Annotated in this window: 15 protein-coding genes; 2 read left to right on the plus strand and 13 right to left on the minus strand. The window is 66.7% G+C overall.

Translation table 11 applies throughout. The features are described from left to right. Positions 1–25: 25 nt before the first annotated feature. The 5 genes from NMP03_RS08095 to NMP03_RS08115 form a co-directional block, all read right to left on the minus strand. Positions 26–1,171 carry an acyl-CoA dehydrogenase family protein gene (locus NMP03_RS08095; RefSeq protein ID WP_256504847.1) on the minus strand — a complete coding sequence of 382 codons (1,146 nt, stop codon included), beginning with the start codon at positions 1,169–1,171 and terminating at the stop codon, positions 26–28. A 57-nt stretch (positions 1,172–1,228) separates the two neighbouring features. After that, positions 1,229–1,474: a hypothetical protein gene (locus NMP03_RS16205; RefSeq protein WP_406697471.1), complete on the minus strand. Its 246-nt coding sequence runs from the start codon at positions 1,472–1,474 to the stop codon at positions 1,229–1,231. A 108-nt stretch (positions 1,475–1,582) separates the two neighbouring features. Then, complete coding sequence (locus tag NMP03_RS08105) at positions 1,583–3,082, minus strand: CoA-acylating methylmalonate-semialdehyde dehydrogenase (RefSeq protein WP_256504848.1); 1,500 nt, start codon at positions 3,080–3,082, stop codon at positions 1,583–1,585. Between the two features lie 206 nt (positions 3,083–3,288). Further along, positions 3,289–4,305, minus strand: coding sequence for a ferritin-like domain-containing protein (locus tag NMP03_RS08110; protein WP_256504849.1), 1,017 nt, complete (start codon positions 4,303–4,305; stop codon positions 3,289–3,291). A 19-nt stretch (positions 4,306–4,324) separates the two neighbouring features. Next, positions 4,325–5,290, minus strand: coding sequence for a ferritin-like domain-containing protein (locus tag NMP03_RS08115; RefSeq protein WP_256504850.1), 966 nt, complete (start codon positions 5,288–5,290; stop codon positions 4,325–4,327). Positions 5,291–5,642: 352 nt separating this feature from the next. Between NMP03_RS08115 and NMP03_RS08120 the strand changes: the two genes are divergently transcribed. Beyond that, entirely contained in the window at positions 5,643–6,206 is a 564-nt protein-coding gene (locus NMP03_RS08120) for a Crp/Fnr family transcriptional regulator (protein WP_256504851.1), read from the plus strand. Positions 6,207–6,257: 51 nt separating this feature from the next. On the opposite strand, the gene NMP03_RS08125 is transcribed toward NMP03_RS08120, so the two are convergent. The 6 genes from NMP03_RS08125 to galB all read right to left on the minus strand — a co-directional run bounded on the left by NMP03_RS08125 (position 6,258) and on the right by galB (position 15,733). Beyond that, on the minus strand, positions 6,258–7,010 hold the full coding sequence (locus tag NMP03_RS08125; RefSeq protein ID WP_256504852.1) for an anti-sigma factor: 753 nt from the start codon (positions 7,008–7,010) through the stop codon (positions 6,258–6,260). Then, on the minus strand, positions 7,003–7,563 hold the full coding sequence (locus tag NMP03_RS08130) for a sigma-70 family RNA polymerase sigma factor (RefSeq protein WP_256504853.1): 561 nt from the start codon (positions 7,561–7,563) through the stop codon (positions 7,003–7,005). The genes NMP03_RS08125 and NMP03_RS08130 overlap by 8 nt, the downstream gene beginning before the upstream one ends. A gap of 97 nt (positions 7,564–7,660) precedes the next feature. Further along, a complete protein-coding gene (locus NMP03_RS08135) occupies positions 7,661–9,271 on the minus strand; it encodes a glycoside hydrolase family 43 protein (RefSeq protein ID WP_256504854.1) in 1,611 nt (536 codons plus the stop codon). Further along, positions 9,268–10,554, minus strand: coding sequence for an MFS transporter (locus tag NMP03_RS08140; protein WP_256504855.1), 1,287 nt, complete (start codon positions 10,552–10,554; stop codon positions 9,268–9,270). The genes NMP03_RS08135 and NMP03_RS08140 overlap by 4 nt, the downstream gene beginning before the upstream one ends. Positions 10,555–10,565: 11 nt before the next feature. Further along, positions 10,566–13,004 (minus strand): glycosyl hydrolase 115 family protein, encoded by a 2,439-nt coding sequence (locus NMP03_RS08145; protein WP_256504856.1) that lies wholly within the window; start codon positions 13,002–13,004, stop codon positions 10,566–10,568. A gap of 14 nt (positions 13,005–13,018) precedes the next feature. Beyond that, on the minus strand, positions 13,019–15,733 hold the full coding sequence (gene galB / locus NMP03_RS08150; RefSeq protein ID WP_256504857.1) for a beta-galactosidase GalB: 2,715 nt from the start codon (positions 15,731–15,733) through the stop codon (positions 13,019–13,021). A gap of 233 nt (positions 15,734–15,966) precedes the next feature. Here galB and NMP03_RS08155 point away from each other — a divergent pair, with 233 nt between their 5' ends. Continuing rightward, a complete protein-coding gene (locus NMP03_RS08155) occupies positions 15,967–19,185 on the plus strand; it encodes a TonB-dependent receptor (protein WP_256504858.1) in 3,219 nt (1,072 codons plus the stop codon). A 282-nt stretch (positions 19,186–19,467) separates the two neighbouring features. Here the strand turns inward: NMP03_RS08155 and NMP03_RS08160 are convergent, their stop codons facing one another. Continuing rightward, positions 19,468–20,676 (minus strand): SGNH/GDSL hydrolase family protein, encoded by a 1,209-nt coding sequence (locus tag NMP03_RS08160; protein ID WP_256504859.1) that lies wholly within the window; start codon positions 20,674–20,676, stop codon positions 19,468–19,470. Continuing rightward, positions 20,673–21,860 carry an endo-1,4-beta-xylanase gene (locus tag NMP03_RS08165; RefSeq protein WP_256504860.1) on the minus strand — a complete coding sequence of 396 codons (1,188 nt, stop codon included), beginning with the start codon at positions 21,858–21,860 and terminating at the stop codon, positions 20,673–20,675. The genes NMP03_RS08160 and NMP03_RS08165 overlap by 4 nt, the downstream gene beginning before the upstream one ends. Between the last annotated feature and the right edge of the window lie 292 nt (positions 21,861–22,152).

Raw genomic sequence — 22,152 nt, forward strand, 5'->3', positions numbered from 1 at the left:
CTCTCCCGCCTGCGGGAGAGGGAATTTAGCCCTGCCGCACCAGATCGCGGCCGACGATCATCCGCATCACCTGGTTGGTCCCCTCGAGGATCGAATGCACGCGCAGGTCACGCCAGAAGCGCTCGATCGGGTAGTCCTGCAGATAGCCATAGCCGCCATGCAGTTGCAGCGCATCGTTGACGATCTTCGATCCATTGTCGGTGGCGAGCCGTTTCGCCATCGCGGCGAAGCGTGTCTTGTCGGGGGCATTGGCGGTCACCTTGGCCGCCGCGACGTACAACAGCGCCCTTGCCGCTTCGAGATCGGTCGCCATGTCGGCGAGCATGAACTGGGTGTTCTGGAACTCGGCGATCGGCTGGCCGAATTGCTGGCGATCCTTGGTATAGGCGATGCTCTCGTCGAGGCATCGCTGCGCTCCGCCGAGCGAGCACGCGCCGATGTTCAGCCGCCCGCCGTCGAGCCCCATCATCGCGATGCGGAAGCCCTCGCCCTCGCCGCCGACCAGATTGGCCAACGGCACGCGCACATCCTCGAGGATCAGCTGCCGCGTCGGCTGCGAATGCCAGCCGAGCTTCTTCTCGTTCGCACCGAAGCTGACGCCGGCCATGTCCTTTTCGATCGCCAGGCAGGAAATGCCCTTCGGCCCATCTTCGCCGGTGCGGACCATCACCAGATACAGCTCGTTCTCGCCCGCGCCCGAGATGAACTGCTTGCTGCCGTTGACGACGTAGTGGTCGCCATCCTTCACCGCCCGCGTCTTCAGCGCCGCAGCGTCGGAGCCCGAAGACGGTTCGGTCAGCGCATAAGACGCGATCCAGTCCATCGTCGTCAGCTTCGAGAGGTAGCGATCCTTGAGATCCTGGCTACCGAAGCGATCGAGCATCCAGGCGGCCATGTTGTGGATGCTGATGAACGCGCTGGTCGAGGGGCAGCCATAGGCCATCGCCTCCATGATCAACGCCGCCTCGAGCCGCCCGAGCCCGATGCCGCCGCCTTCCTCGCTGACGTAGATCGCCGCGAAGCCCAATTCGGCTGCGGCCTTGATCGTCTCGCGCGGGAAGATGTGTTTTTCGTCCCATTCGGCGGCGAACGGCGTGATCCGGTCGGCGGTGAATTTCCGCGCGAGCTCCTGGATCTCGCGCTGGTCGTCGGTAAGGTCGAACTGGTTCATTACGATTCCTTTGCCGCGACCGGGTGAATGGTCGCTTCGGTCTTCATCATGTATTCGTCATGCCGGACTTGATCCGACACCCAGGGCCACGCAGGATATCGCCCGAGGCTCTGGATCCCGGATCAGGTCCGGGATGACGATGGGGGATCGGAGATGGCGAAAATCCCCGCGGTCTACATCGTCGCCAGCCAGCGCAACGGCACGATCTACACCGGCGTCACGTCGAACCTGCTCGGGCGCATCCATCAGCAGATCCCGGATCAAGTCCGGGATGACGACGGTAAACGGCAGCGAATCGGCCACTCCACCGTCATCCTGAGGAAAGTCAGGACCCAGGGCCGCAGGCGACGCCGCCCGGGACCCTGGATCCCGGATCAGGTCCGGGATGACGGACTTAAGCACCGCCATTGCTCACCCCATCGTCGGGATGACGAACGCATTGGCCGCATCGCCCACCCCGCCATCGGGCCAGCGCTGGGTGATCGTCTTCACCTTGGTCCAGAAGCGGACGCCTTCCATGCCGTGCTGGTTGGTGTCGCCGAACGCGCTGCGTTTCCAGCCGCCGAAGCTGTGATAGGCCACCGGCACCGGGATCGGCACGTTGATGCCGACCATCCCGACATTCACCCGCGCGGCGAATTCGCGTGCGGCGTGACCGTTGCGGGTGAAGATCGCGACACCGTTGCCGTATTGATGCTCGCTCGGCAGCCGAAGCGCGGTCTCGAAATCGGGGGCGCGGACGATCTGGAGCACCGGGCCGAAGATTTCCTCCTTATACGCCTGCATGTCGGGGGTGACATGGTCGAACAGGCTGGGGCCGATGAAGAAGCCCTGTTCATGCCCCTGCAATTTGAAGCCGCGCCCGTCGACGACTAGTTCGGCGCCTTCGTCGACGCCGGTCTGGATCCAGTTTTCGACGCGCTGCTGGTGCGCTGCGTTCACGACCGGACCGTAATGCGCGTCGTTGTCGGTCGAGACACCGATGCGCAACGCGGCGATCGCGGGCAGCAGCTTTTCGCGCAAGGCATCGGCGGTCTTCTCGCCCACCGGCACCACCACCGGCAGCGCCATGCAGCGCTCGCCCGCCGAGCCGAAGGCCGCGCCCGACAAGTCGTTCACCACCTGGTCGAGATCGGCATCGGGCATGACGATGCCGTGGTTCTTGGCGCCGCCCATCGCCTGGACCCGCTTGCCCGCATCGACGCCGCGCCGATAGACATAATGCGCGATGTCGGATGAGCCCACGAAGCTCACCGCGCTGATCGCCGGGTGGTCGAGGATCGCGTCGACCATCTCCTTGTCGCCATGCACCACCTGCAGGATGCCCTCGGGCAGGCCGGCCTCGAGCATCAGTTCGGCCAGCCGCACCGGCACCGATGGATCGCGCTCGCTGGGCTTGAGCAGGAACGCATTGCCGCACGCGATCGCGACGCCGCTCATCCACAGCGGGATCATCGCGGGAAAGTTGAACGGGGTGATGCCCGCGCCGATGCCCAATGGCTGGCGCATCGAATAGACGTCGATCCCCGGCCCCGCGCCTTGGGTATATTCGCCCTTGAGCACGTGCGGGATGCCGCAGGCGAATTCGATCACCTCGAGCCCGCGCTGGATGTCGCCCTTCGAATCGGCGATCACCTTGCCGTGTTCGGACGACAGCAGGTGCGCCAGCTCGTCGATATGCGCCTCGACCAGCGCCTTGAACTGGAACATCACGCGCGCGCGGCGCTGGGGGTTGGTTGCCGCCCAGCCGGGTTGCGCCGCTTGTGCCGCCGCGATCGCCGCGTCGAGCGTCGCCTGGGTGCCGAGGTTCACCCGCGCCTGCACCTGGCCGGTATTGGGGTCGAACACGTCGCCGGTACGCGCCGAGGTGCCGCCGGCACCGCCCGCGATCACATGATCAATGATCCGCATCTCATCTCCTGACGTCTGTCTGTCGCGATCGCGCGCTCGGTTCAGGAGCGAAGCGATCGTTCTGCCTGCGTGGGTTCCGCAGGTCGTGTGCGCACCCCCTAACGCACCCGGCGCGACAAGAAAATGGCCGCCCGACCGACTTTCGCGGGTCGAGCGGCCATAGGGCGCCGCGCTGCAAGGGGGGAGGCCGCGCGGCGGCGATCGGGTCAGCTTGCAGCGCTGCTCCGGATCGTGCCGTTGACGCCCGCGGGGAAGAACCCGCCCGCGGTTACCGCCATGCGGTTGAGGTAGACGATGTTGAGCACCTGCCCTGCCGAGCGGCTATAGGCCAGGCCGCTGGCGTCGGTGGGGACGATGTTCGATCGCGTGACGCCGTTGCTGGTGGTCGCGCGGACGCCCTGATCGAGATCGGTCGCCCCGTCGAGGCTGTCGCGCGCGGTCGAGATCGATTCGGTCGCCTCGATCAACGCCGGGGTGGCGATGCCCTTGCGATAGAGCACGGTGCGAACGAGACCGGCATGATAGGCCTCGGCCGCGAGCAACCCTGCCGCTGCCTCGAGGAAGGTCTTGTTGGTCAGCAAGGGCGATGCGCCCTTGTACGCGGTGACCCCGACATCCTCGAAGATATAGGCGGCGAGCAGGAAGTTCTCGTCGTTCGCATAAGGGTCGAACGCGACCCCCGCACCCACCAACCCGGCAGCGCGCGCGGCGTTGGAAAACGCGCCGTTCGCAGCCGATCCGATGTCGATAGCGGGCTGCGCCACCCGCGCCGCGCCGAGCGCGCTGCGCAGGAACAGCACATGCTGACGCTCGTCATTGGCGATTTCGCGCGCATAGGCCGCCACCAGCGGGTCGGTGAAATTCACCTGACGCCCACCGGTAACCGCGCCTTGCGTTCCCGCACCCGTCAACGCGTCGTTGGGGAGCCCAGCGCCAGTCGCCGCGAACAGGTAAAATTGCGCTTCGAGATATTCGAGGTTCAGCGCGAAGTTGAGCACATCGCCGTCGGTGATCGCGGCGGGTGTCGGGGTCGGGGTAGGCGTCGGCGCGGGGGCCGGCGGCGGATTGCCCGGAAAGTCGCCGCTGTCGTCGCAGGCCGCGAGCATCGATGCCCCGGCAACCGCGAGCCCGGCGGTGCCCGCCATCTTGAGCATCGCCCGACGGCTCTCGCGCCGGGCTTCGCCCGCCGCCAATACGTCGAGGAGCAGGTTCTGATCGTTCATGTCGTATCCTCCCTTCTTCTCAGTTCGCGGCGCTGGTGCGGATGGTGCCGTTCATGCCTGCGGGATAGAACCCGCCGCGGTCGGTCATCATGTTGTTGAGGTACACGATGTTGAGCACCTGGCCCGCGCTGCGGCTGTAGGCGAGGCCGTTTTCGTCGAGCGGGACGATGTTCGAAGCGTTGCCGATATTGGCGACGCCCTGGTCAAGATCGGTGGTTCCATCGAGGCTGTCGCGCGCGCCCGAAATCGCTTCGGTCGCCTGGATCAGCATCGCGCTCGGGGTCTCGATCCCCTTGGCGTACAGCACGGTGCGCACCAATGCGGCATGATACGCCTCGACCGCAAGCAGCCCGGCCGCAGCTTCGAGGAACACCTTGCTGGTGATCAGCGGCGATGCGCCCTTGTACGCGGTGACGCCGACATCCTCGAAGATGAACGCGCCGAGCAGGAAATTCTCGTCGTTGGCATAGGGATCGAAGCTGGTAGCGCCGGGGCCGATCAGGCCAGCCGCACGCGCCGCGGTCGAAAACGCGCCGGTCGGCGTCGATCCGATGTCGATCGCCGGCTGGGCGACGGTAGAACTGCCCAGCGCAGTCCGCAGGAACCGGACATGCTCGACTTCATCGGCGGCGATTTCCTGCGCGTAGGCAGCCACCACCGGATCGGTGAAGATGACTTGCCGGCCACCGCTGACCGCGCCCTGCGTGCCGGTGCCGGTCAACAGATCATTGGGCAGACCCGAACCGGTCGCGGCATAGAGATAGAATTGCGCCTCGAGATATTCGAGGTTGAGCGCGAAGTTCAGAATATCGGCATCGGTGATCGCCGGCGCGGTTTGCGCGATCAACGGCGACGATTTCGTCGCGATCATCGCGCCGCCCGCCACCGCCGCGGCAACGCCAAAGCTACGGAAGAAATCACGACGATCCTCCCGCCGCAGCGCCCGCTTGTCGAACATTTCGACCATTTCGCTACTGTCAGTCACCGGCAACCTCCCATTGTTATCTGTATCGGGTTTGACGTCGCAGCTACGCCGCCGTTCCGCCGATCGGATGCACGCGTACGGTGGCGTACGCTGGCGCGACAAATATCTGCGTCGTGCATCTTTTTGGTCGCAACCAACGAACCTCCGGAACAAAATCGTCCGATGGAAGGTACGTGTTCTGCAATTTTCACAATCCGAACGTATCGGATACGGTCCCGCAGCCGCCATGCCGATCATGCAGAACAAGCTGTTAGCAGGGTTGCAGCGTGAAGACGCCGCCGCAATTATCGCTTTAGGTGACAACGTCACTGTGCGCGCAGGCGACCCGATCGCATCGCGCGATGGTGCCGCCATGCTGTGGCTACCCGCAACAGCGGTACTATCGTTCGGCGAGACCCTGACCGAACGCAACATCGAGTGCGGCATCGTGGGGATGGAAGGTGCAATCGGCTGGGAGCCGCTGATCGGCCTTCCGCGATCGGGCCAGCGGCTGGCCGCGCTGATCGGCGGCACCATCGTTGCGATTAGCTGCGACAGGCTGGCGCAGATCGGCGAACGGCGGCCTGCAATCGTCGCGCATCTGCTGCGCTATCGCGAGACGCTGTTGATCCAGATGCGCTGGACGATCGCCGCGCGGCTGCAGAACGGCCCCGACCGCCGGCTGGCGCGCTGGCTGTGCATGCTGCACGACCGCGTCGAGGGCGACACGCTCGACATCACCCATCTGCGCCTCGCGGCGTTCCTCAACGCGCGGCGCGCTAGCATCACCGATTCGCTCCACGTGCTCGAGGGCGAACGGATCGTCCGCTGCACCCGCGGCAAGATCTTCGTTCGCGATCGCAGCGCGCTCGAAGCCGCGGCGGGACCGGCCTATGGCCCGGCCGAGGCTGCCTATGCTGCGCTGTTCGAGCGGTAAGCGTCCGCCGACCGACCGCCGCACGAACGGGAAAAGGATGCCCCTTTGCCCCTACAGCAGCGTAATCCGCGCGGTACCCAGGATATCGCCGGTCGGCGCGGCATGCGGCGCGCCATCGGCGGGTTCGAGCGTGAGTGCCAACGTCGCGCCATCGGCGAGCAGCCGCCCGGTATCGGCCGCAAGCCGCACTTCGCTCTCGCCGTCGCGCGCGATCAGGCCGAGCGACGTCGGCGCGCCGCCTTCAGGAATGACCCACAATTCGGGCTCGCCGGCCCCCGCCGGGATCGCGGTCGCGCGGACACGCAGCACGCCACCCTGCGGATCGAGGCGCATCGCCAGCATCGACGCGCCTTCGCCGTCGTTAAGTTGCGCGACCAGCGTCTCGGTCGGCAAAGGTTCGGGCGGCAGCGGTTCGGGTGCTTCGGCGACGACCACCGGCGGCGGCGCGATCGGCTCGGGCTGGGTGACCAGCATCAGCGCCAGCGTCGCAGCGATCGCGGCAAAACCGGCGGTCGCCCATTTCCAGCCGCCTGCCCCACCGGTCAGCGCCGGGCCGGGATCGTTCGCGGCGATCGGCGGCAAGCGCTGCTCGACCGCGCTCCACACACGCTGCGTCGGCGCGATCGGCGTGATCTCGGCATAGAGGCCGGCAAAGCGCTGGTCCCAGGCATCGACTTCGGCGGCGAACACCGGATCCTCGGCGCGTAGCTGCTCGGCCGCCAGCCGCTCGGCGCCGCTCAGCAGCCCCAGCGACAATTCGCCCGCCAGCAACGCGCGTTCCTCGGGGGTCATCGGCTCAGCCATGATCGATGCACCGTTTGAGCCGTTCGAGGCCGCGCCGGACCCAGCTCTTCATCGTGCCCAACGGCACCGAAGCGCGCTCGGCGAGCTCGGCATAGGTGTAGCCATCGAAGAAGGCCGCGCGGATCGAGTGATGCTGATGCTCCTCGAGCGTGTCGAGGCATTGTGCCAGCAGCATCCGCCCTTCGTGATCGACCATGTTCTCATCGGTGGAAGCTACGTCGGCGAACGCGGTCTGGATGAGTTCGTCGGGATCTTCGAGCCGGCGCTCGCTGGTGCGCCGCCAATCGATCGCGCTGTTGCGCGCGATCGCGCACAGCCATGTGATCGGGCTCGCCCGCTCGCGATCGAAGCGCGCGGCGCGGTGCCAGACCTTCAGATACACTTCCTGCAGCACGTCCTCGGCCGATTCGCGGTCCTTCACGATACGGAAGCACACGCCGAACAGCTTGGCCGAGGTGCGGTCGTATACCGCCTTCAGTGCGGCGCGATCGCCTGCGGCGACGCGCGCGAGGTCGTCGCACAGCAGGGCACGTGCACTATCGGCGTCGGTCATGCGGCAACGATGTCCGACTGCGGATACATGCCCATGCTTCTATGGCCGCGATCGTGGCGGCACAAGGGTACAGAACCGGCCATATCTTTCATTTCGCTCAAGCTGAATATTCGCGTTCGCGATAGTCGAACCAGGCGATATCGGCGGGCATCGCGGTGCCCGCCATGTCCTGCGCCGCCACCCCGACGAACGCGCCGGTGAAGTTGGCCATCCCCGGCGCACTTGCTTCGTCCGACAGGATGCTCGCGTCGAACAATTGCGGTAGCCACGTCCAATCGGCGTCGCCCTCGCAGCGATAGCGAAAGCGCAGCCGTTCGAAATCGACCTCGACGCCGAGCTCGATCGCGCCATCGGGGATCGCGATCGGCACGGTGAAGGCATCGGCCTGCGGGCTGTCGGGCAGCGCCGACATCACCGCCAAATGCCGCCCGATCGCGTCGTCGTGGCTGACGTACAGGTAATGGAACTTGGTGCTGTTATAATAGCAGACCAGCCCCGCCATCTGCTGGAAGTGCGCAGGGACGACCTCGATCCGCGCCTGCGCGGTATAGCAGAAGGCCTGTTGCCGCCGCGCGACCAGCGCTTGTTCGAAGACGCTGCCGATCGTCTCGCGGCCATAGAGCCGCAGATGCCCCGAACGCGCGGTGAGCGAGAAGATGCGATCGGGTTCGGGGGTGCGCAGCCACTGGAAATCGATCGGCAGCTCGGGCGTGTCGAAGCGGGTGCGCTCCTGCCGCGGTTCGGGCGGTGCGGCATCATGCTCGACCTCGAGCACCGGCATCGCATCGCCCGCGAGCGTGTAGAGCCAGCCATCGTCGCCCCAGCGCATCGGCTGGATCGCGGTCTCGCGCCCCATCACGCAGCGCCCGCGATTGGGGAGCGGACGGCCGCACAGATAGGCCAGCCACGGCGTTCCGTCGGGCGCTTCGACCAGATCGGCATGGCCCGCGCGCTGGAGCGGCGCGTCGGGGCGGTTGCGCGCGGTAAGGATGTAGCGATCGGGGTGGAGCTCGTACGGCCCGGTAAGCGTGCGCGACCGCGCCATCGTCACCGCGTGGTTCCACCCCGTCCCGCCCTCGGCGGTCAGCAGATAATACCAGCCGTCGCGCCGGTAGATATGCGGCGCTTCGGTGAGCCCCAGTTCGGTGCCTTTGAAGATAAGGTGGCGCTCGCCCACCAGCGCCCGCGCTGCGGCATCATATTCCTGCAGCACGATGCCGGCGAAACGGTTGCGGCCGGGGCGGTGGTCCCACAGCATGTTCGCAACATATTGGCGTCCGTCATCATCGGTGAACAGCGACGGATCGAAGCCGCTGCTGTTGAGATACACGCGATCGGACCAAGGCCCGTCGATCGACGGCGCGGTCACGAGATAATTGTGGAAGTCGCGAAGCGACGCCCCCGATGCGCCGCCGGTGGTGGTGCGGCCATAGCGTTTGACGTCGGTATAGACGAGGTGGAACAGCCCGTTGGCATAGGTCAGGCACGGTGCCCACACGCCGCAGCTGTCGGGATCGCCCCGCATGTCGAGCAAATCGGCACGCGCGAGCGGGCGCGCGACCAGCGTCCAGTTCGCCAGGTCGGTCGAATGGTGGATCTGCACCCCCGGAAACCATTCGAAGGTCGAGGTCGCGATGTAATAATCGTCGCCGACGCGGACGATCGACGGGTCGGGGTTGAACCCCGGCAGGATCGGGTTGCGGATCATGCGGCGACATCCTGTCCTTGGGGTTCGGGGGCGACCGCGGGCGGCTTGACCACCGTCCACAGCACCACGGCGGCAAGCAGGTCGAGCATCGACAGCGCGACGAAGAAGGGCTCGTAGCCGATCGTCGTCACCAATGTGCCGATCGCGACCGAGAACAGCAGCACCCCCAGATTGGCAAAGGTGCCGCCGATCCCGGCGACGGTGCCGATCTCGTTCTGCGGGAACAGATCGGTGGCGAGCGTGATGCAGGTCACCGACAGCATCTGGTGCGCGAAGCCGCCCAGGCTCAGCAGCGCGATGGCGGCATAGGGACTCTCCACGCTGCCGACGAAGATCATGCACGTCATCAGCAGCGCGCCGATCGTGAATGCCCCGCGCCGCGCGTTGATCAGCCCGACGCCGCGCCGCCGCAGCCAGGCCGCCATCGCGGGGCCGGCCATGCAACCGAAATCGGCGGCGACGAAGGGCAGCCACGCGAACATCGCGATCTGCGCCAGGTCGAACCCGCGCGCGGTGACCAGGTAGAGCGGCAGCCAGAAGGTGAGCGTCCCCCAGGTCGGATCGGCCAGGAAGCGCGGCAGCACGATGCCCCACAGATTGCGCTGGCGCAGCAAGGTGGGGATCGACCGCCGCGGGCCGACCGCCAGATGCGCCTCGCGCCCGGTCGCGATCAGCGCGCGCTCTTCCTCGCTCAGCCGCTGGTGCGTTTCGACCGATCGATAGGTGAACAGCCACAGCACCACCCATAGCCCTGCCAGGATCCCGACCACCACGAACGCTGCGCGCCAGTTCCACCACAGGATCGCGCCCGCGACCAAGGGTGGCGCGAGCATCGACCCGAACGACGCGCCGACATTGTAGATACCGCTGGCAAAGCCGCGTTCGCGCGCGGGAAACCATTCGGCGACCACCTTGAGCCCGCCGGGATGCGCGGTGCCCTCGGCAAAGCCCAACGCGGCGCGAAGGCCCATCAGCGACATCCAGCCGGTCGCCAGGCCATGCGCCATCGTGATGACCGCCCAGGCGCTGGCGAAGATCGCAAGCCCCATCCGCAGCCCGATCGTGTCGAGCAGATAGCCCGCGACCGGCTGGAGCATGATGCCCAGCTGGAAGGCGCCGGTGATCCAGCCATATTCGCGCTCGCCGATTCCCAGATCGGCGAGCACCGTCGGCGCGGCGACGCCGAGCGTGCTGCGCGTCAGATAGTTGAGGCTGGTGCCGATCATCACCACGCCGATCAGCCACCAGCGCAGATTCTTGATCGGGCGGCGGCCGGCCTTCACCCCGCCCGCCTTCACGATGCCACCCGCAGCTGTTCGATCACCACGCCGGGATCGATCATCCAGATGCGGATGCGGTGCCTCCCCGCGCTACCCACGCGATGCGTCGAACTTGTCGTGCGCGCGCCATTTGCCACGGCCTGCTCCCATTCCTTTTCGCCGGTGCCCTTCCACAGGTCGATCACCTGCGGCGCTGCGTCGTCGATCGCGATCGCATAGCGGCGTCCGGTTCCCACGACGTCTAGCGAAGGGGCGGCGAGCACGTCGATACGGACATCGCCCGCACGCGGCAGCGTCACCGCATATTCGAGCATCGGCCCCTGCCCCGGCGTCTGGATCGGCGCGGTCTGCGGCCAGGGCGTTACCGCAGCACCGGTGATGCCGAGCCCGGGTACCGTCAGCCAGCGGGTCGCATCCTTGCCCGCAGTGACGGCAGCGAAAGCGGTGGCATCGATCTCGATCGGCCGCGCGGTCGCGGCGGGCCTTGCCGCGGCGGTCGCACGGCTGCCTGCCGGCACGCGCCGCACTTCGGGCATGATGTCCTGATCGGGCTGCTGCCAGCTGGTGTAACCGATATGCGTCTGCGCCATCATGTGCTTCCACTTGCCGCCGCCCAGCGTCTCATAGCGGTCACGGATCACGCGGTCCTGCGCGAACAATCGCTCGGCCTCGGCGGCCAGCGCATTGGCGCGCGGGTCATTGGCTGCGGCAGCGGCGCGGTTGCGCGCGACGGTGACGTACAGCCGCGCGAGATTGCCCGCCGCCTGCACCGGATGTTCGACCAGTTGGTAGAAGGCATCGCTCGCCCCCGGCGCGACCTTGGGGCGCACCGCCGCGACGTCGCGATCGAGCGCCGCCCATTCGGCGAGCACGCGATCGGCGGTGCCGTCGGTCAGGCTCCAGCTATCGGGCGACCAGAGTTCGGGCTTCTGCCGCGCGAGATAGCGCGTGGTCCGATCGAGGATCGACGCGATCGCCGCCGCCGGCGCGGCACCGAACTGTTCGGTCGCCCAGGCCTGGTGATAGCCGGCCATCTTGTCGACCGTCATCGCCGCGGGGTCCCACGCCATGTCGAGGAAGAAGCTGGTCGGCAACTCCATCGGCTTGAGGTCGCCGACATTGACGATCCACATCCGATCGACGCCATGCGCCGCCGCCAGCGACATCTGCTCCCAGGTGCGCGAAATCTGGTTGGTGTTGAGCCACTTGTAGTTGCGCGGCCCGCCGACATAATCGAAGTGATAATAGACGCCATAGCCGCCGGGGCGGGCAACGCCGGGCTTGGGCAGGCGGCGGATATTGCCCCAATTGTCGTCGGCGAACAGCAGGGTCACGTCGTCGGGAACGCGCATTCCCTGGTCGTAATAATCCTGCACTTCCTTGTAGAGCGCCCAGACCTGCGGCGTCTGCTCGGCGGGCTTGCCGGTGACGTCGGCGAGGATCTTGCGCTGGTCGGCGACGATCGTCTCGAGCAATTTGGTCGCGGTGCCGCTGGTCATCGGCTCGTCGCCGTCGCCGCGCATCCCGACGGTGATCACCGTCTCGCGCCCCTCGTTGCGCTTGATCCCATCGGCCCAGAAACGCTGCAGCTCGGCAGGGTTGGCGGCATAGTCCCAGGCGCCACCCTTGCCGCGCTCCCATTCGATATGCGCGCGCTGCATCGGTTCGTGATGCGACGTGCCAAGCACGATTCCCATCCGCTGCGCCAGCGCCGCGCTATTGGGATCGTCCTGCCACAGCGACTTGCCCCACATCGCGGGCCACAGATAATTGCCCTTCAGCCGCAGCGTCAGCTCGAACACGCGCTCGTAGAATTTGGCGTTGATCCCGCCGAAGCTGGTCCGCGCCCATTCGCCGAGCGCCGGCTCCTCGTCATTGAGGAAGATGCCGCGATAGCGCACCGCCGGCGCGTCGATCCGCCGCCCAGCGGTGACGAACAGGCTCGCCTTGGTCGCGACCGGCACGTCGGCCCACCAGTTCCACGGCGACACCCCGGCGCGGCGCGACAGGTCATAGGTGCCAAAGATCGCCCCGCGCCGATCGCTCCCCGCGATCACCAGCGCGCGCGTGACGCCGGGCATCGGCGCTTCGACCACCTGCTGGACAAAGCCCTCCCAACGTCCGGCGAGCGTCGACACATCGAGCTTGCCCTCGGCGATCAGCCGGTCGACCAGTGGGCTTGCCCCCACCACGCCGATCAGCACCGCGCGATCAGGCGCAACATCGGCGCGCCCCGCGACCGCCGCCAGATCGCGCGTCAGGTCCTGCGCCGCGTCACGCACCCCGGCATCGGTACCGCCCTCGACCACCACCCGCGCCGCAACGCCGCGCTCGATCAGCGACAGCGCGCCGGTGGTATTGCGGTCGCACATGCTCACCGCATCGGTGCAGGCAAAAGCGGGGGTAGCGGCAAGCGACACGATCGCGGTGGCGATCAGGTAGGCGGTGCGCATGGTCTGGTTCCTGTTCATTTGCCGGTCGCCGTCACGACGACACGGGTCGGTGCCAGCCCATCGGCTTCGGCGACCAGGGTGATCGGCCCCTTGCCGCCGGGGCGGGCGCGCACGATCGCGAGCGCCTTGCCGTTGAAGGCGGCGCGGGTGGCGGAGGGGAAGGCCGTCAGGTCGGTCGGGTCGCCATTGTCGGTGGCGACCAGTTCGCCCGGCCCCTCGATGCGGAAGCGGATCGGCAGCTTGGCGCGCGGCGCGATCCGGCGCTGCGAATCGACGACATCGACGGTGACGAAGGCAAGGTCGCGGCCATCGCCCGCAATCCGCGACCGATCGGCGGTGGCGGCCAAAGCGCTCGCCTCCCCCACCGTCTCGACACTGGCGTCGGCCCAGGGCTTGCCGTCCTTCCACGTCACCACCTTCAGCGCGCCGGGCTGATAGGTCACGAAGTCCCAGCGGAAGCGATAGGCGAAGGGCGCGCGCTTGATCCGCCCCTGCGAGACGCCATTGACGAACAATTCGGCTTCGTCGGCCGAGCTGAACACATGCACCGGCGTGACCTCGCCCTCGCGCCCCGGCCAGGTCCAGTGCGGCAGGATATGCGCGAATTTGAGGTCGGGCCGCCAGCGCGCCTGGTAGAGATAGAAGCGATCCTTGCGGAACCCCGCAAGGTCGACGATCCCCGAATAGGAGCTGCGCGAGGTATAATAAGGCGTCGGCTCGCCGAGATAGTCGAAGCCGGTCCAGACGAACTCGCCCGCGACATCGGGGTTCTGGTCGATCGCCGAAAATTCGCGATCGGCCGACGATCCGAAATCGGATGCGTGGAGCTCATAGGCAGTGACGTGATGCGTCACCGGATCGCCCCCCGATCCTGGGCGCACCGGCCCGCTGACGCTGCCCGACACCGGGAACAGATATTCGCCGCGGCTGCTCAGCGCCGACGCGCTTTCGCTTTCGAAGATCACCTTGTCGGGGAATTTCGCGCGGAACGCCGGATATTGGCCGGGTAAGGTGCGGATGCCCGAGCCCTGATAGTTGATGTTGATGACGTCCATTTCGGCGGGCATCGGCATGTCGGGCTTGGCATAGTTCATCGCGCTGGTGGCAGGCCGGGTATCCTCCTCGCGGACGATGCCGACCAGCTTGCGCGCGATCGCCGCGCCTTCTTTGGCGGTATATTGCTCGCCCACCTCGTTGCCGACGCTCCACAACATGATCGAGGGGTGGTTGCGGTCGCGCCGCAGCATCGATCGCAGATCAGCCTCGTGCCAATCGGGGAAGATCAGGTGGAAATCGAGCGGGGTCTTCTTGCGCTCCCACGAATCAAATACCTCGTCGATCACCAGGAACCCCATGCGGTCGGTGAGATCGAGCAGTTCGGGTGCGGGCGGGTTATGGCTCATGCGGATCGCATTGACCCCCATTTCGCGCAGGATTTCGAGCTGGCGTTCGGCGGCGCGGACGTTGAACGCCGCTCCCAGCGCGCCGAGATCGTGATGATTGTTCACCCCGTTGAGCCGCACCGGCTCGCCATTGACGATTACCCCGCGCGGCCCGGCGAATTCGATGTCGCGCACCCCGAACGGCGTTTCATAGCTGTCGACCACACGCCCGCCGACGCGAACGCTCGACACCGCGACGTAGCGATTGGGCTGCTGCGTCGGCGGCGGTCCCCAAAGCCGCGGATTGGCGATCACCGTCGCGCCATCGAACCGCGCCGAGCCCTTGGCGGCTACCTGCTGCCGCACCGCCGCGATGCGCGCGACCGGGCGTCCGGTGCGGCCGCCCTCGGCACCCAGCACATAGAGGTCGCTGGCGACCTCGACCGTTGCCGCCGCATCCGAATCATTGTCGACCGTCAGCGCCAGCGTGACCTCCGCGGCTGCCTTGCTTACCTTGGGGGTGCGCACGATGCTGCCCCAATGGCCGACATGCACCGGCGCGGCCTTCACCAGCCACACGTCGCGATACAGCCCCCCGCCGGGATACCAGCGCGCCGATTCGGGCGGATTGTCGAGCCGGATCGCCAGCTGGTTGCGCCCGCCGGGCACGACATGCGGCGTCAGGTCGAGCCGCCAGCCATTATAGCCATAGGGCCAGCCGCCGACGAGCCGACCGTTGAGCCACACCGTCGCATAGGACATCGCCCCATCGACATCGAGGAAGATCGAGCGTCCGGCATCGCGCGCCGGAATATCGAGCGTCTTTCGATACCAGCCGATCCCCCAGCTCTTGAGCCGTCCCATCCCGCCATAAGGGCCATCCTTGATGAACGGGCCGGCGATCGCCCAGTCGTGCGGCAGCGTTACGTTGGTCCAGGCGCTGTCGTCGAACCCCGGCTGGACATAGGCGACGTCGCTGCCGGGATCGCCCGCGGGGCGGACATGGCGCTTGGCCGGATCGGCGATGAAGGCGTTGGCGGTGGGCAGTATCCACGGCTTGAGCACGCGGCTGTCGCCGGCGCGCACCGCAACCGCATCCTCGGGCTCGGCATCCGCGACGCGGCCATCGGCGCTGCGTTCGACGACGGGGCGAACGTCGTAGCGTAGATCGGTGGTCATGCCGGCGGGATCGCCGCGGGTGAAGCGCCAATTGTCCTCGATGCGAATGCGCTCACGGTCGATCGGAGTTTGCGCCATCGCCGCGGTTGCGAGCAGCGCCCAAAGCACGGCTAGCACCAATGCGACAGACAGCCCTCCCCGCGCGCTAATGGTCCGATCGAGTCGCATCGTCTCTCCCCCCGCGACCGCTGTCCGCGGCCTGTTTTAGGTTAGCGTTACCATCACGATGGCTGCCCGTCGGGTCAACCCGCCGCGCCGTCTTTAATACCGGTCGCCACCAATTGACACCGTTGTCCTGACAGCGGTATCAGCGCAACAGCCGATCCGTTTGGAGCGGTCCTTTGCGACCCCGAAGCTCGGGGCGTCGACACGGGAGAGGGAAAGAAATGGACACCATTGGAATGTCGCGTCGCGTCGCGACGATGTCGGCGATGCTGCTGACCACCGCCGCCTGGCCGGCCTTTGCGCAGACCACCGAAACCACCCCGCCCGCGCCGACCGCATCGTCGAGCAGCAGCGCCAACGAAGCGCCCAGCATCGCTGCGCAGGATGGCGCCGGCCAGACCCAGCCGACCGCGATCGATTCGACCGACCAGCAAGGCGCCGATCCTTCGGCGACGGGCAATAACGATATCGTCGTGACCGGCTATCGCGCTTCGCTCGAAAGCCAGACCAACGCCAAGCGCAACTCTATCGGCTTCACCGACACGATCTTCGCCGAGGATATCGGTAAGTTCCCCGACACCAACATCGCCGAATCGGTCAACCGCATCCCCGGCGTGACGATCAGCCGCGAAGTGACCGGTGAAGGCTCGAACGTCGCGATCCGCGGCCTCGGCACCAACTTCACCCGCGTGCTGCTCAACGGCGCGCCGATCGCGATCGCCTCGGTTCGTTTCGATGCGCAGAGCACCAACCGCGAAGTCGATCTCGACCTGATCCCGACCGAGCTGTTCACCCAGCTGACCGTCAGCAAGTCGCCCGTCGCCAGCCAGCTCGAAGGCGGCGCCGCGGGCACCGTGAACCTGCGTTCGGCCCGCCCGTTCGACAACCCCAAGCCCTATTTCAGCTATGGCCTGCAAGGTTCGCAAGTCAGCACGACCGACAAATGGGGCTATCGCGGCTATGCGCTGGCCAGCGCCACCTTCGGCGATTTCGGTATCCTGGTCGGCGGCGCGGCGGTGAAGAACCGCTTCCAGGTCGATGGCTATGAAACGATCGGCTTCACCAACCCCAACTTGACCGCCACCCAGAATACCAGCTCGACGCGCAACAACACCGGCGGCGGCAACTTCACGATCCCGGGCACGGTGCCGCTGAACGCAGGCAACGGCCTCACCCCCGGCACGACGATCGATCAGGCGTTCCTGCTGGCCAACAACCCTGGCGCGACGATCCAGCAGATCGACAACGGCCTCCTGCCGCGCCTGGGCCGCCCGCGGACCGAGATCGGCGAGCGCACGCGCTACAACGGCCTGGTGTCGCTCGAATGGCGCCCCAGCGACGCGCTGCATTTCTATGTCGACGGCATGTATGCGCAGCGGGAAACCGACATGACGCGGACGTCGATGAACTGGGTGGTTCGCAACGGTGCGGCCATTCCGCTCAACACCACCTACGACAACAGCGATTGCAGCGTCGGCTGCACCGTGACCGGCGGCACCTACGCGAATTCGCAATTCTTCCTGGAATATCGTCCGTACAAGGACACGCAGGACTATTGGGGCGTCAACCCCGGCATCGATTTCATCATCAACGATTACATCAAGGGTGATCTGCAGGCCAATTACACGCGGAGCGACTTCCGCCGCGAGAGCCCGACGGTGCTGGTCATCACCCCGCCGAGCAGCGGCCTGACGGTGAACTACACCAACAATGGCGGCATCCCCGATATCCAGAGCAATATCGACCTCAACAACCCGAACAGCTTCGGCTGGAACGGTGGCGGTCGCGTCAATCTGAACGGCGAAGAGCGCGAGACCGAGACCAAGGGTATCCGCGGTAGCCTGTTGTTCGGCGACGAACAGCGCTTCAGCGTCCGCGTCGGCGCGGCGTATGACGACATCAGCCGCCGGATCACGCCGTTCGACAACACCAATCCGTGGCAGGCGGCGATTTGCGGCAACAACCCCAGCGTCGTGCTGCCGGGGCCAAACCGTCAGCCGCCGTGCGACGGCGCCAATCAGCCCGGCACCACCGCGCCGGCAGGCTATCCGACCTATCCGGGCTACGGCACCGGCGCCACCGCGGGCGGCGCGCCACTCAATTACGGCGGGTCGCTCATCCCCACCGCGGGGGTCCCCAGCTATCTGCTGCCGGGCAGCAACGGGTTCATCACCGTCGACTGGGACAAGTTCAAGCAGGATACCGGCTATGATGAACTGCTGGCCGGCGCGACCGAGACCGGCTCGGGCAGCAGCGGCGCGAATGGCGGCCTGATCCGTGAAAAGGTGACGGGCACCTTCATCGAGATGAACGGCATCTTCGATGTCGGGACCGAGAATACGCTCCGGCTGAACGGTGGCATGCGCTACGTACGCACCGAACAGCTGGTCGGCGGTCGCACGACCTTGCCGAACCCGCTCAACGTGCGTAGTGGCGTCACTTGCCCTGGGGTCAGCCCGACCTTCGCGCTCGACGGTTCGTGCTATCCGACGATCGTCAACTTCGCGCAGACCGACCGGCTGTATTCGAACTTCCTGCCGTCGGCGAGCGTGGCGTTCAACTTCGGCCGCCAGGCGGTCGCTCGCGGCTCGATCTCGCGCACGATGACGCGGCCCGACCCCAACCAGCTGCTGCCCGGCGCTTCGTTCGTCCAGCCTTCGGCCGACGTCGGCACGCTCGGCAACAACGCGCTCAACCCCTACATCTCGGACAATATCGACCTCGGGTTCGAATATTATACCGGCGGTGAAGGCGTCATCGCGTTCGCAGCGTTCCGCAAGTCGATCACTGGTTTCACGGTCAACGGCATCAACACCGTGCCGTTCTCGACGTTGGCACCGTTCGGTATCACCTTTGCTTCGCTGACGCAGGCGCAGCAGCAAGCGCTGCTCGATCGCGCACGCCCATCGGGCATCGCGCCCGAGCAGGTGCCGATCCAGCTCCAGCAGCAGGTCAACGCCGACGGCAAGCTCAAGGTCAACGGGCTCGAGTTCCAGCTCACCCAGCCGCTCGACTTCCTGACGCAGTATATCGGCGTCCGCGGCTTCGGCTTCCAGGGCAACCTGACGCTGATCGACCAGCGCGGCGAAGGCCAGGTGCCCGCAGTGGCGCTCGGCGTCGCCCCGACCACCTATACCGCGACCGGCTATTACGAGGGCAACGGCCTCTCGACGCGGCTGACCTACACCTACAATGAAGGGTCGGTGAACTCGGGTCTGAACCAGAACGGCCTCCCTGCCGCCGCGATCATCGGTCGCGACTATGGGCAGCTCGATTTCTCGGGCAATGTCGATCTCGGCAAGATCCTGGGTAACGACTATCTGCCGACGCTGGTCGTCAACGTGATCAACATCACGAAGCAGGCGCAGGGTTCGTACTTCCAGTACGAGAATGCGACCTTCAACGAATATAACCCGGGCCGCACCGTGCTCGTGGGTATTCGCGGCCGCTTCTAAGCGCCTCGACCCGATTTGTTTCCTCCCCCTTGGTGGTCGTCACGTTCGTGGCGGCCACTTTTTTTGTGCGTTTGGGACGGAGGGGGCGAGCAAGAACCGAATCCCTTCCCCGTTCGTGCCGGACCTGTCGAAGCACCGCACTTCGCACCGCAGGCGAAACGCTTGCGGGAGAAAGAACGGCGCTTCGACAAGTTCAGCATGTCGGGTCGGGTAGAAGTGGCAAGCGCCGCGTATCGCGCGCGTCATGCGGAGCGGCGGCACCTGCCCCCGCCCCGCTCCGTTTCAGCGGGCGGCGTCTTCGAACACCGCCAGCGGCACCGCCGCCGCCATCGCGCGATAGCCGGCGTTTGACGGATGCAGCCCGTCCCCCGAATCCAAAGCCTTGCGCAGATGCGTCGGCTTGGCGGGGTCGCGCATCGCCGCGTCCATATCGATTACCGCGTCGAAATTGCCAGGCGCGCGAATGAAGGCGTTGAGCGCCTGGCGATCGGCTTCGTTCAGCCGGTCGGGGTGGTAATATTCCGAGCCGCCATAGGGCATGATCGTCGCGCCGATCACCCGCACCCCCGCCGCCCGCGCGCGCGTCGCGATCTGGCGATAGCCCGCGATCATCCGCGCGACCAACTGGCGGTGCTCGGCTTCCGACACCGGCTGTTCGCGCGTCAGCGTGCCGAGGTCGTTGACCCCGATCATCACCACCACTTGCTCCACCCCCGGCAGCAGCAGCACGTCGCGGTCGAGCCGCGCCATCGCATTGGGGCCAAGCCCGTCGAGCAGCAGCCGATTGCCGCCGATCCCGAAATTGGCGATTGCCAGGTCGCGCGTCGCCGGATCCGCCGCGAGCCGCTGCGCAAGATAATCGGTCCAGCGCCCGTCGCTGTCGGGCACCACGCCATAGCCGTCGGTGATCGAATCGCCGAGCAGCGCGATCGCCGAGGAGCCGGGGGAATCGACGTCGATTCCCGACAGATGATACCAGCGCACGACCTTCACGGCATCGGCAGCTTTGCCGATATGCGTCGTCGTGCGCGCACCGGGATGCCCGGTCGCCAGTTCGGGCCGTTCGGCGAGGTCGATCGCAACCGCTACATGCGCCAGCGGCTTGACCGCTAGCGCGACCGGGTCGGACCAATAGTCGGCCCCCGCGGGAACGGTGAAAGCGCGCTCGCCCGCGAAGGTCGCGACCCGCTCGGTGCCCGGGGTACCGCTCGCCGCCCCCGCCGCGCTGGCCAGCGCCACGCGGACGCCGTCGACGCGCAGCGGCTGGCGGCCATGCCGGTTCGATACCCGCAGCCTGATCCGCGTGCCGCCGACCGACAGCCGCATCGTCTGGCGGATCGTCACCGGCCCCGCCTCGCCCGGCGGCAGCGCATTGTCGCCTTCCATCGGCATCACCGCGGTCGCCCAGCTCGACACCCAGTCGCGGTCGCCCGCCTGCGCTTGCGGCACCGCGAAGACCAGGCACAGCGCGATCAGCCAACCGCGCATCATGCCGCGCGCTCCGGCGCAGCGGGGCGCATCGGCGCGTTGCGGAGCGATCGTGCGATCGCCGCGCGCAGCGGCTTGGGCTCGAACGCGACATCATAGGGCAGGCCGCGCGTGATCTCCTTGTCGGGGCGCGGCTCGAAGCTGCGCAGCCAGCTATATTTGTCGCTCATTCCCCAGGCGAGAATGTCGGTGAGCTGCGGATAGGACAGCATCAGGTCGAGATAGGCGCCCGCGAAATCAGCAACCGCGCGGTCGCGCGTCGCGATGTCGGCAGGCAGCCCGCGGTCGCGCACGTCGAACTCGGTGATGCTCAGCCGATAGCCCATGCCGGTGACCTCGTTCAGGAACGTGCGCCACGCCGGGGTCAGCTGCCCCACCAGCGCCGCGATCGACGACGTCGGCTTGGAAATGCCGATATGCGACTGCACCCCCAGCGTATCGACCGGGGTGCCGCGCTTGCGCAGCCCTTCGAGCATCCGCAGCACGCCGCTGCGGTGCTTCTCGTTGCCCGCCTCCCAGCTCATATAGTCGTTATACACCAGCTCGGCGTGCGGCGCCGCGGCGCGCGCGGTGCGGAAGGCATGGTCAAGCACATGGTCTGCTCCGCCCATCGCCTTCGACAGCGATGTCTCGCGCATACCGCCGGTATCGGGATCGACCGCTTCGTTGACCACGTCATAGCTGTAGATCGCGGTGCCGTAGCGCGCGGCGACGGTATCGATGTGCGCCGCCAGCAGCCGCTCCGCCTCCGCGGCGGGCTTGCTGCCGAAGTCATAGTCGTTGAGCCATTTCGGGAACCAGCGGCTGTAATGCCACAACAGCGTATGCCCGCGCACCGGCATGCCCGCCGCCTTGGCATAGGCGATCATCGGATCGAGCCGGTCAAAGTCGAACGCGGTGGCGGAGGGGCGCGTGCGCTGCCACTTCAGCTCGTTTTCGGGCACCAGCACGCCGCAATCGCGCTGCAGCAGCGCGGCAAAAGCGGGGTTGGCGAACGATCCGGCGTCGGCACCCGGCCGGCTCCACGCAAAGGCCGAACCGAAGCGAAGGTTCCGCGCCTTGGCGATCGCGTGCAGCCCCTCGCCCTCGGCCTGCGCGAACGCGACGGGGGGCAGCAAGGCGGTACCCGCGGCGGCGAGGCCGCCCCCAAGCAAGGTGCGGCGGTCGATCGGTACGTTGGTTTTCATGGGGTCCTCGCTCTGGCAGGGCGTAAAGGTCGGTGGCGGGATCGCGCGGGATCGGTCTGGATGCTGCGATCCTTATGCTGCGCTCGCACCGGCGGGTGGGAAGGCCGATTTCCGCCGGGTTGATAGCGATATCATGCCCCGCCTGCGCCCATTGTCAATCAAGGAGCCACGGGGCGCCCAGGCAACTTTGTTGCGCAGCATGATACGGCGCGAGCCGGCGCAACGGTCCGCAATCCCGAACGGCAGCCGTCGATTTTTCCTTTTCCCCCTAGCGCCGCCCCCCTTCGACACG

This window comes from Sphingomonas qomolangmaensis, assembly GCF_024496245.1.
GTDB lineage: Bacteria > Pseudomonadota > Alphaproteobacteria > Sphingomonadales > Sphingomonadaceae > Sphingomonas > Sphingomonas qomolangmaensis.

What these genes read in the sequence shown, in the direction of transcription:
- NMP03_RS08095 (WP_256504847.1), bottom strand. Translation starts at nt 1,171, where the DNA reads ATGAACCAGTTCGACCTTACCGACGACCAGCGCGAGATCCAGGAGCTC.
- NMP03_RS08105 (WP_256504848.1), bottom strand. Translation starts at nt 3,082, where the DNA reads ATGCGGATCATTGATCATGTGATCGCGGGCGGTGCCGGCGGCACCTCG.
- NMP03_RS08110 (WP_256504849.1), bottom strand. Translation starts at nt 4,305, where the DNA reads ATGAACGATCAGAACCTGCTCCTCGACGTATTGGCGGCGGGCGAAGCC.
- NMP03_RS08120 (WP_256504851.1), top strand. Translation starts at nt 5,643, where the DNA reads ATGCTGTGGCTACCCGCAACAGCGGTACTATCGTTCGGCGAGACCCTG.
- NMP03_RS08125 (WP_256504852.1), bottom strand. Translation starts at nt 7,010, where the DNA reads ATGGCTGAGCCGATGACCCCCGAGGAACGCGCGTTGCTGGCGGGCGAA.
- NMP03_RS08130 (WP_256504853.1), bottom strand. Translation starts at nt 7,563, where the DNA reads ATGACCGACGCCGATAGTGCACGTGCCCTGCTGTGCGACGACCTCGCG.
- NMP03_RS08135 (WP_256504854.1), bottom strand. Translation starts at nt 9,271, where the DNA reads ATGATCCGCAACCCGATCCTGCCGGGGTTCAACCCCGACCCGTCGATC.
- NMP03_RS08145 (WP_256504856.1), bottom strand. Translation starts at nt 13,004, where the DNA reads ATGCGCACCGCCTACCTGATCGCCACCGCGATCGTGTCGCTTGCCGCT.
- galB (WP_256504857.1), bottom strand. Translation starts at nt 15,733, where the DNA reads ATGCGACTCGATCGGACCATTAGCGCGCGGGGAGGGCTGTCTGTCGCA.
- NMP03_RS08155 (WP_256504858.1), top strand. Translation starts at nt 15,967, where the DNA reads ATGTCGCGTCGCGTCGCGACGATGTCGGCGATGCTGCTGACCACCGCC.
- NMP03_RS08160 (WP_256504859.1), bottom strand. Translation starts at nt 20,676, where the DNA reads ATGATGCGCGGTTGGCTGATCGCGCTGTGCCTGGTCTTCGCGGTGCCG.
- NMP03_RS08165 (WP_256504860.1), bottom strand. Translation starts at nt 21,860, where the DNA reads ATGAAAACCAACGTACCGATCGACCGCCGCACCTTGCTTGGGGGCGGC.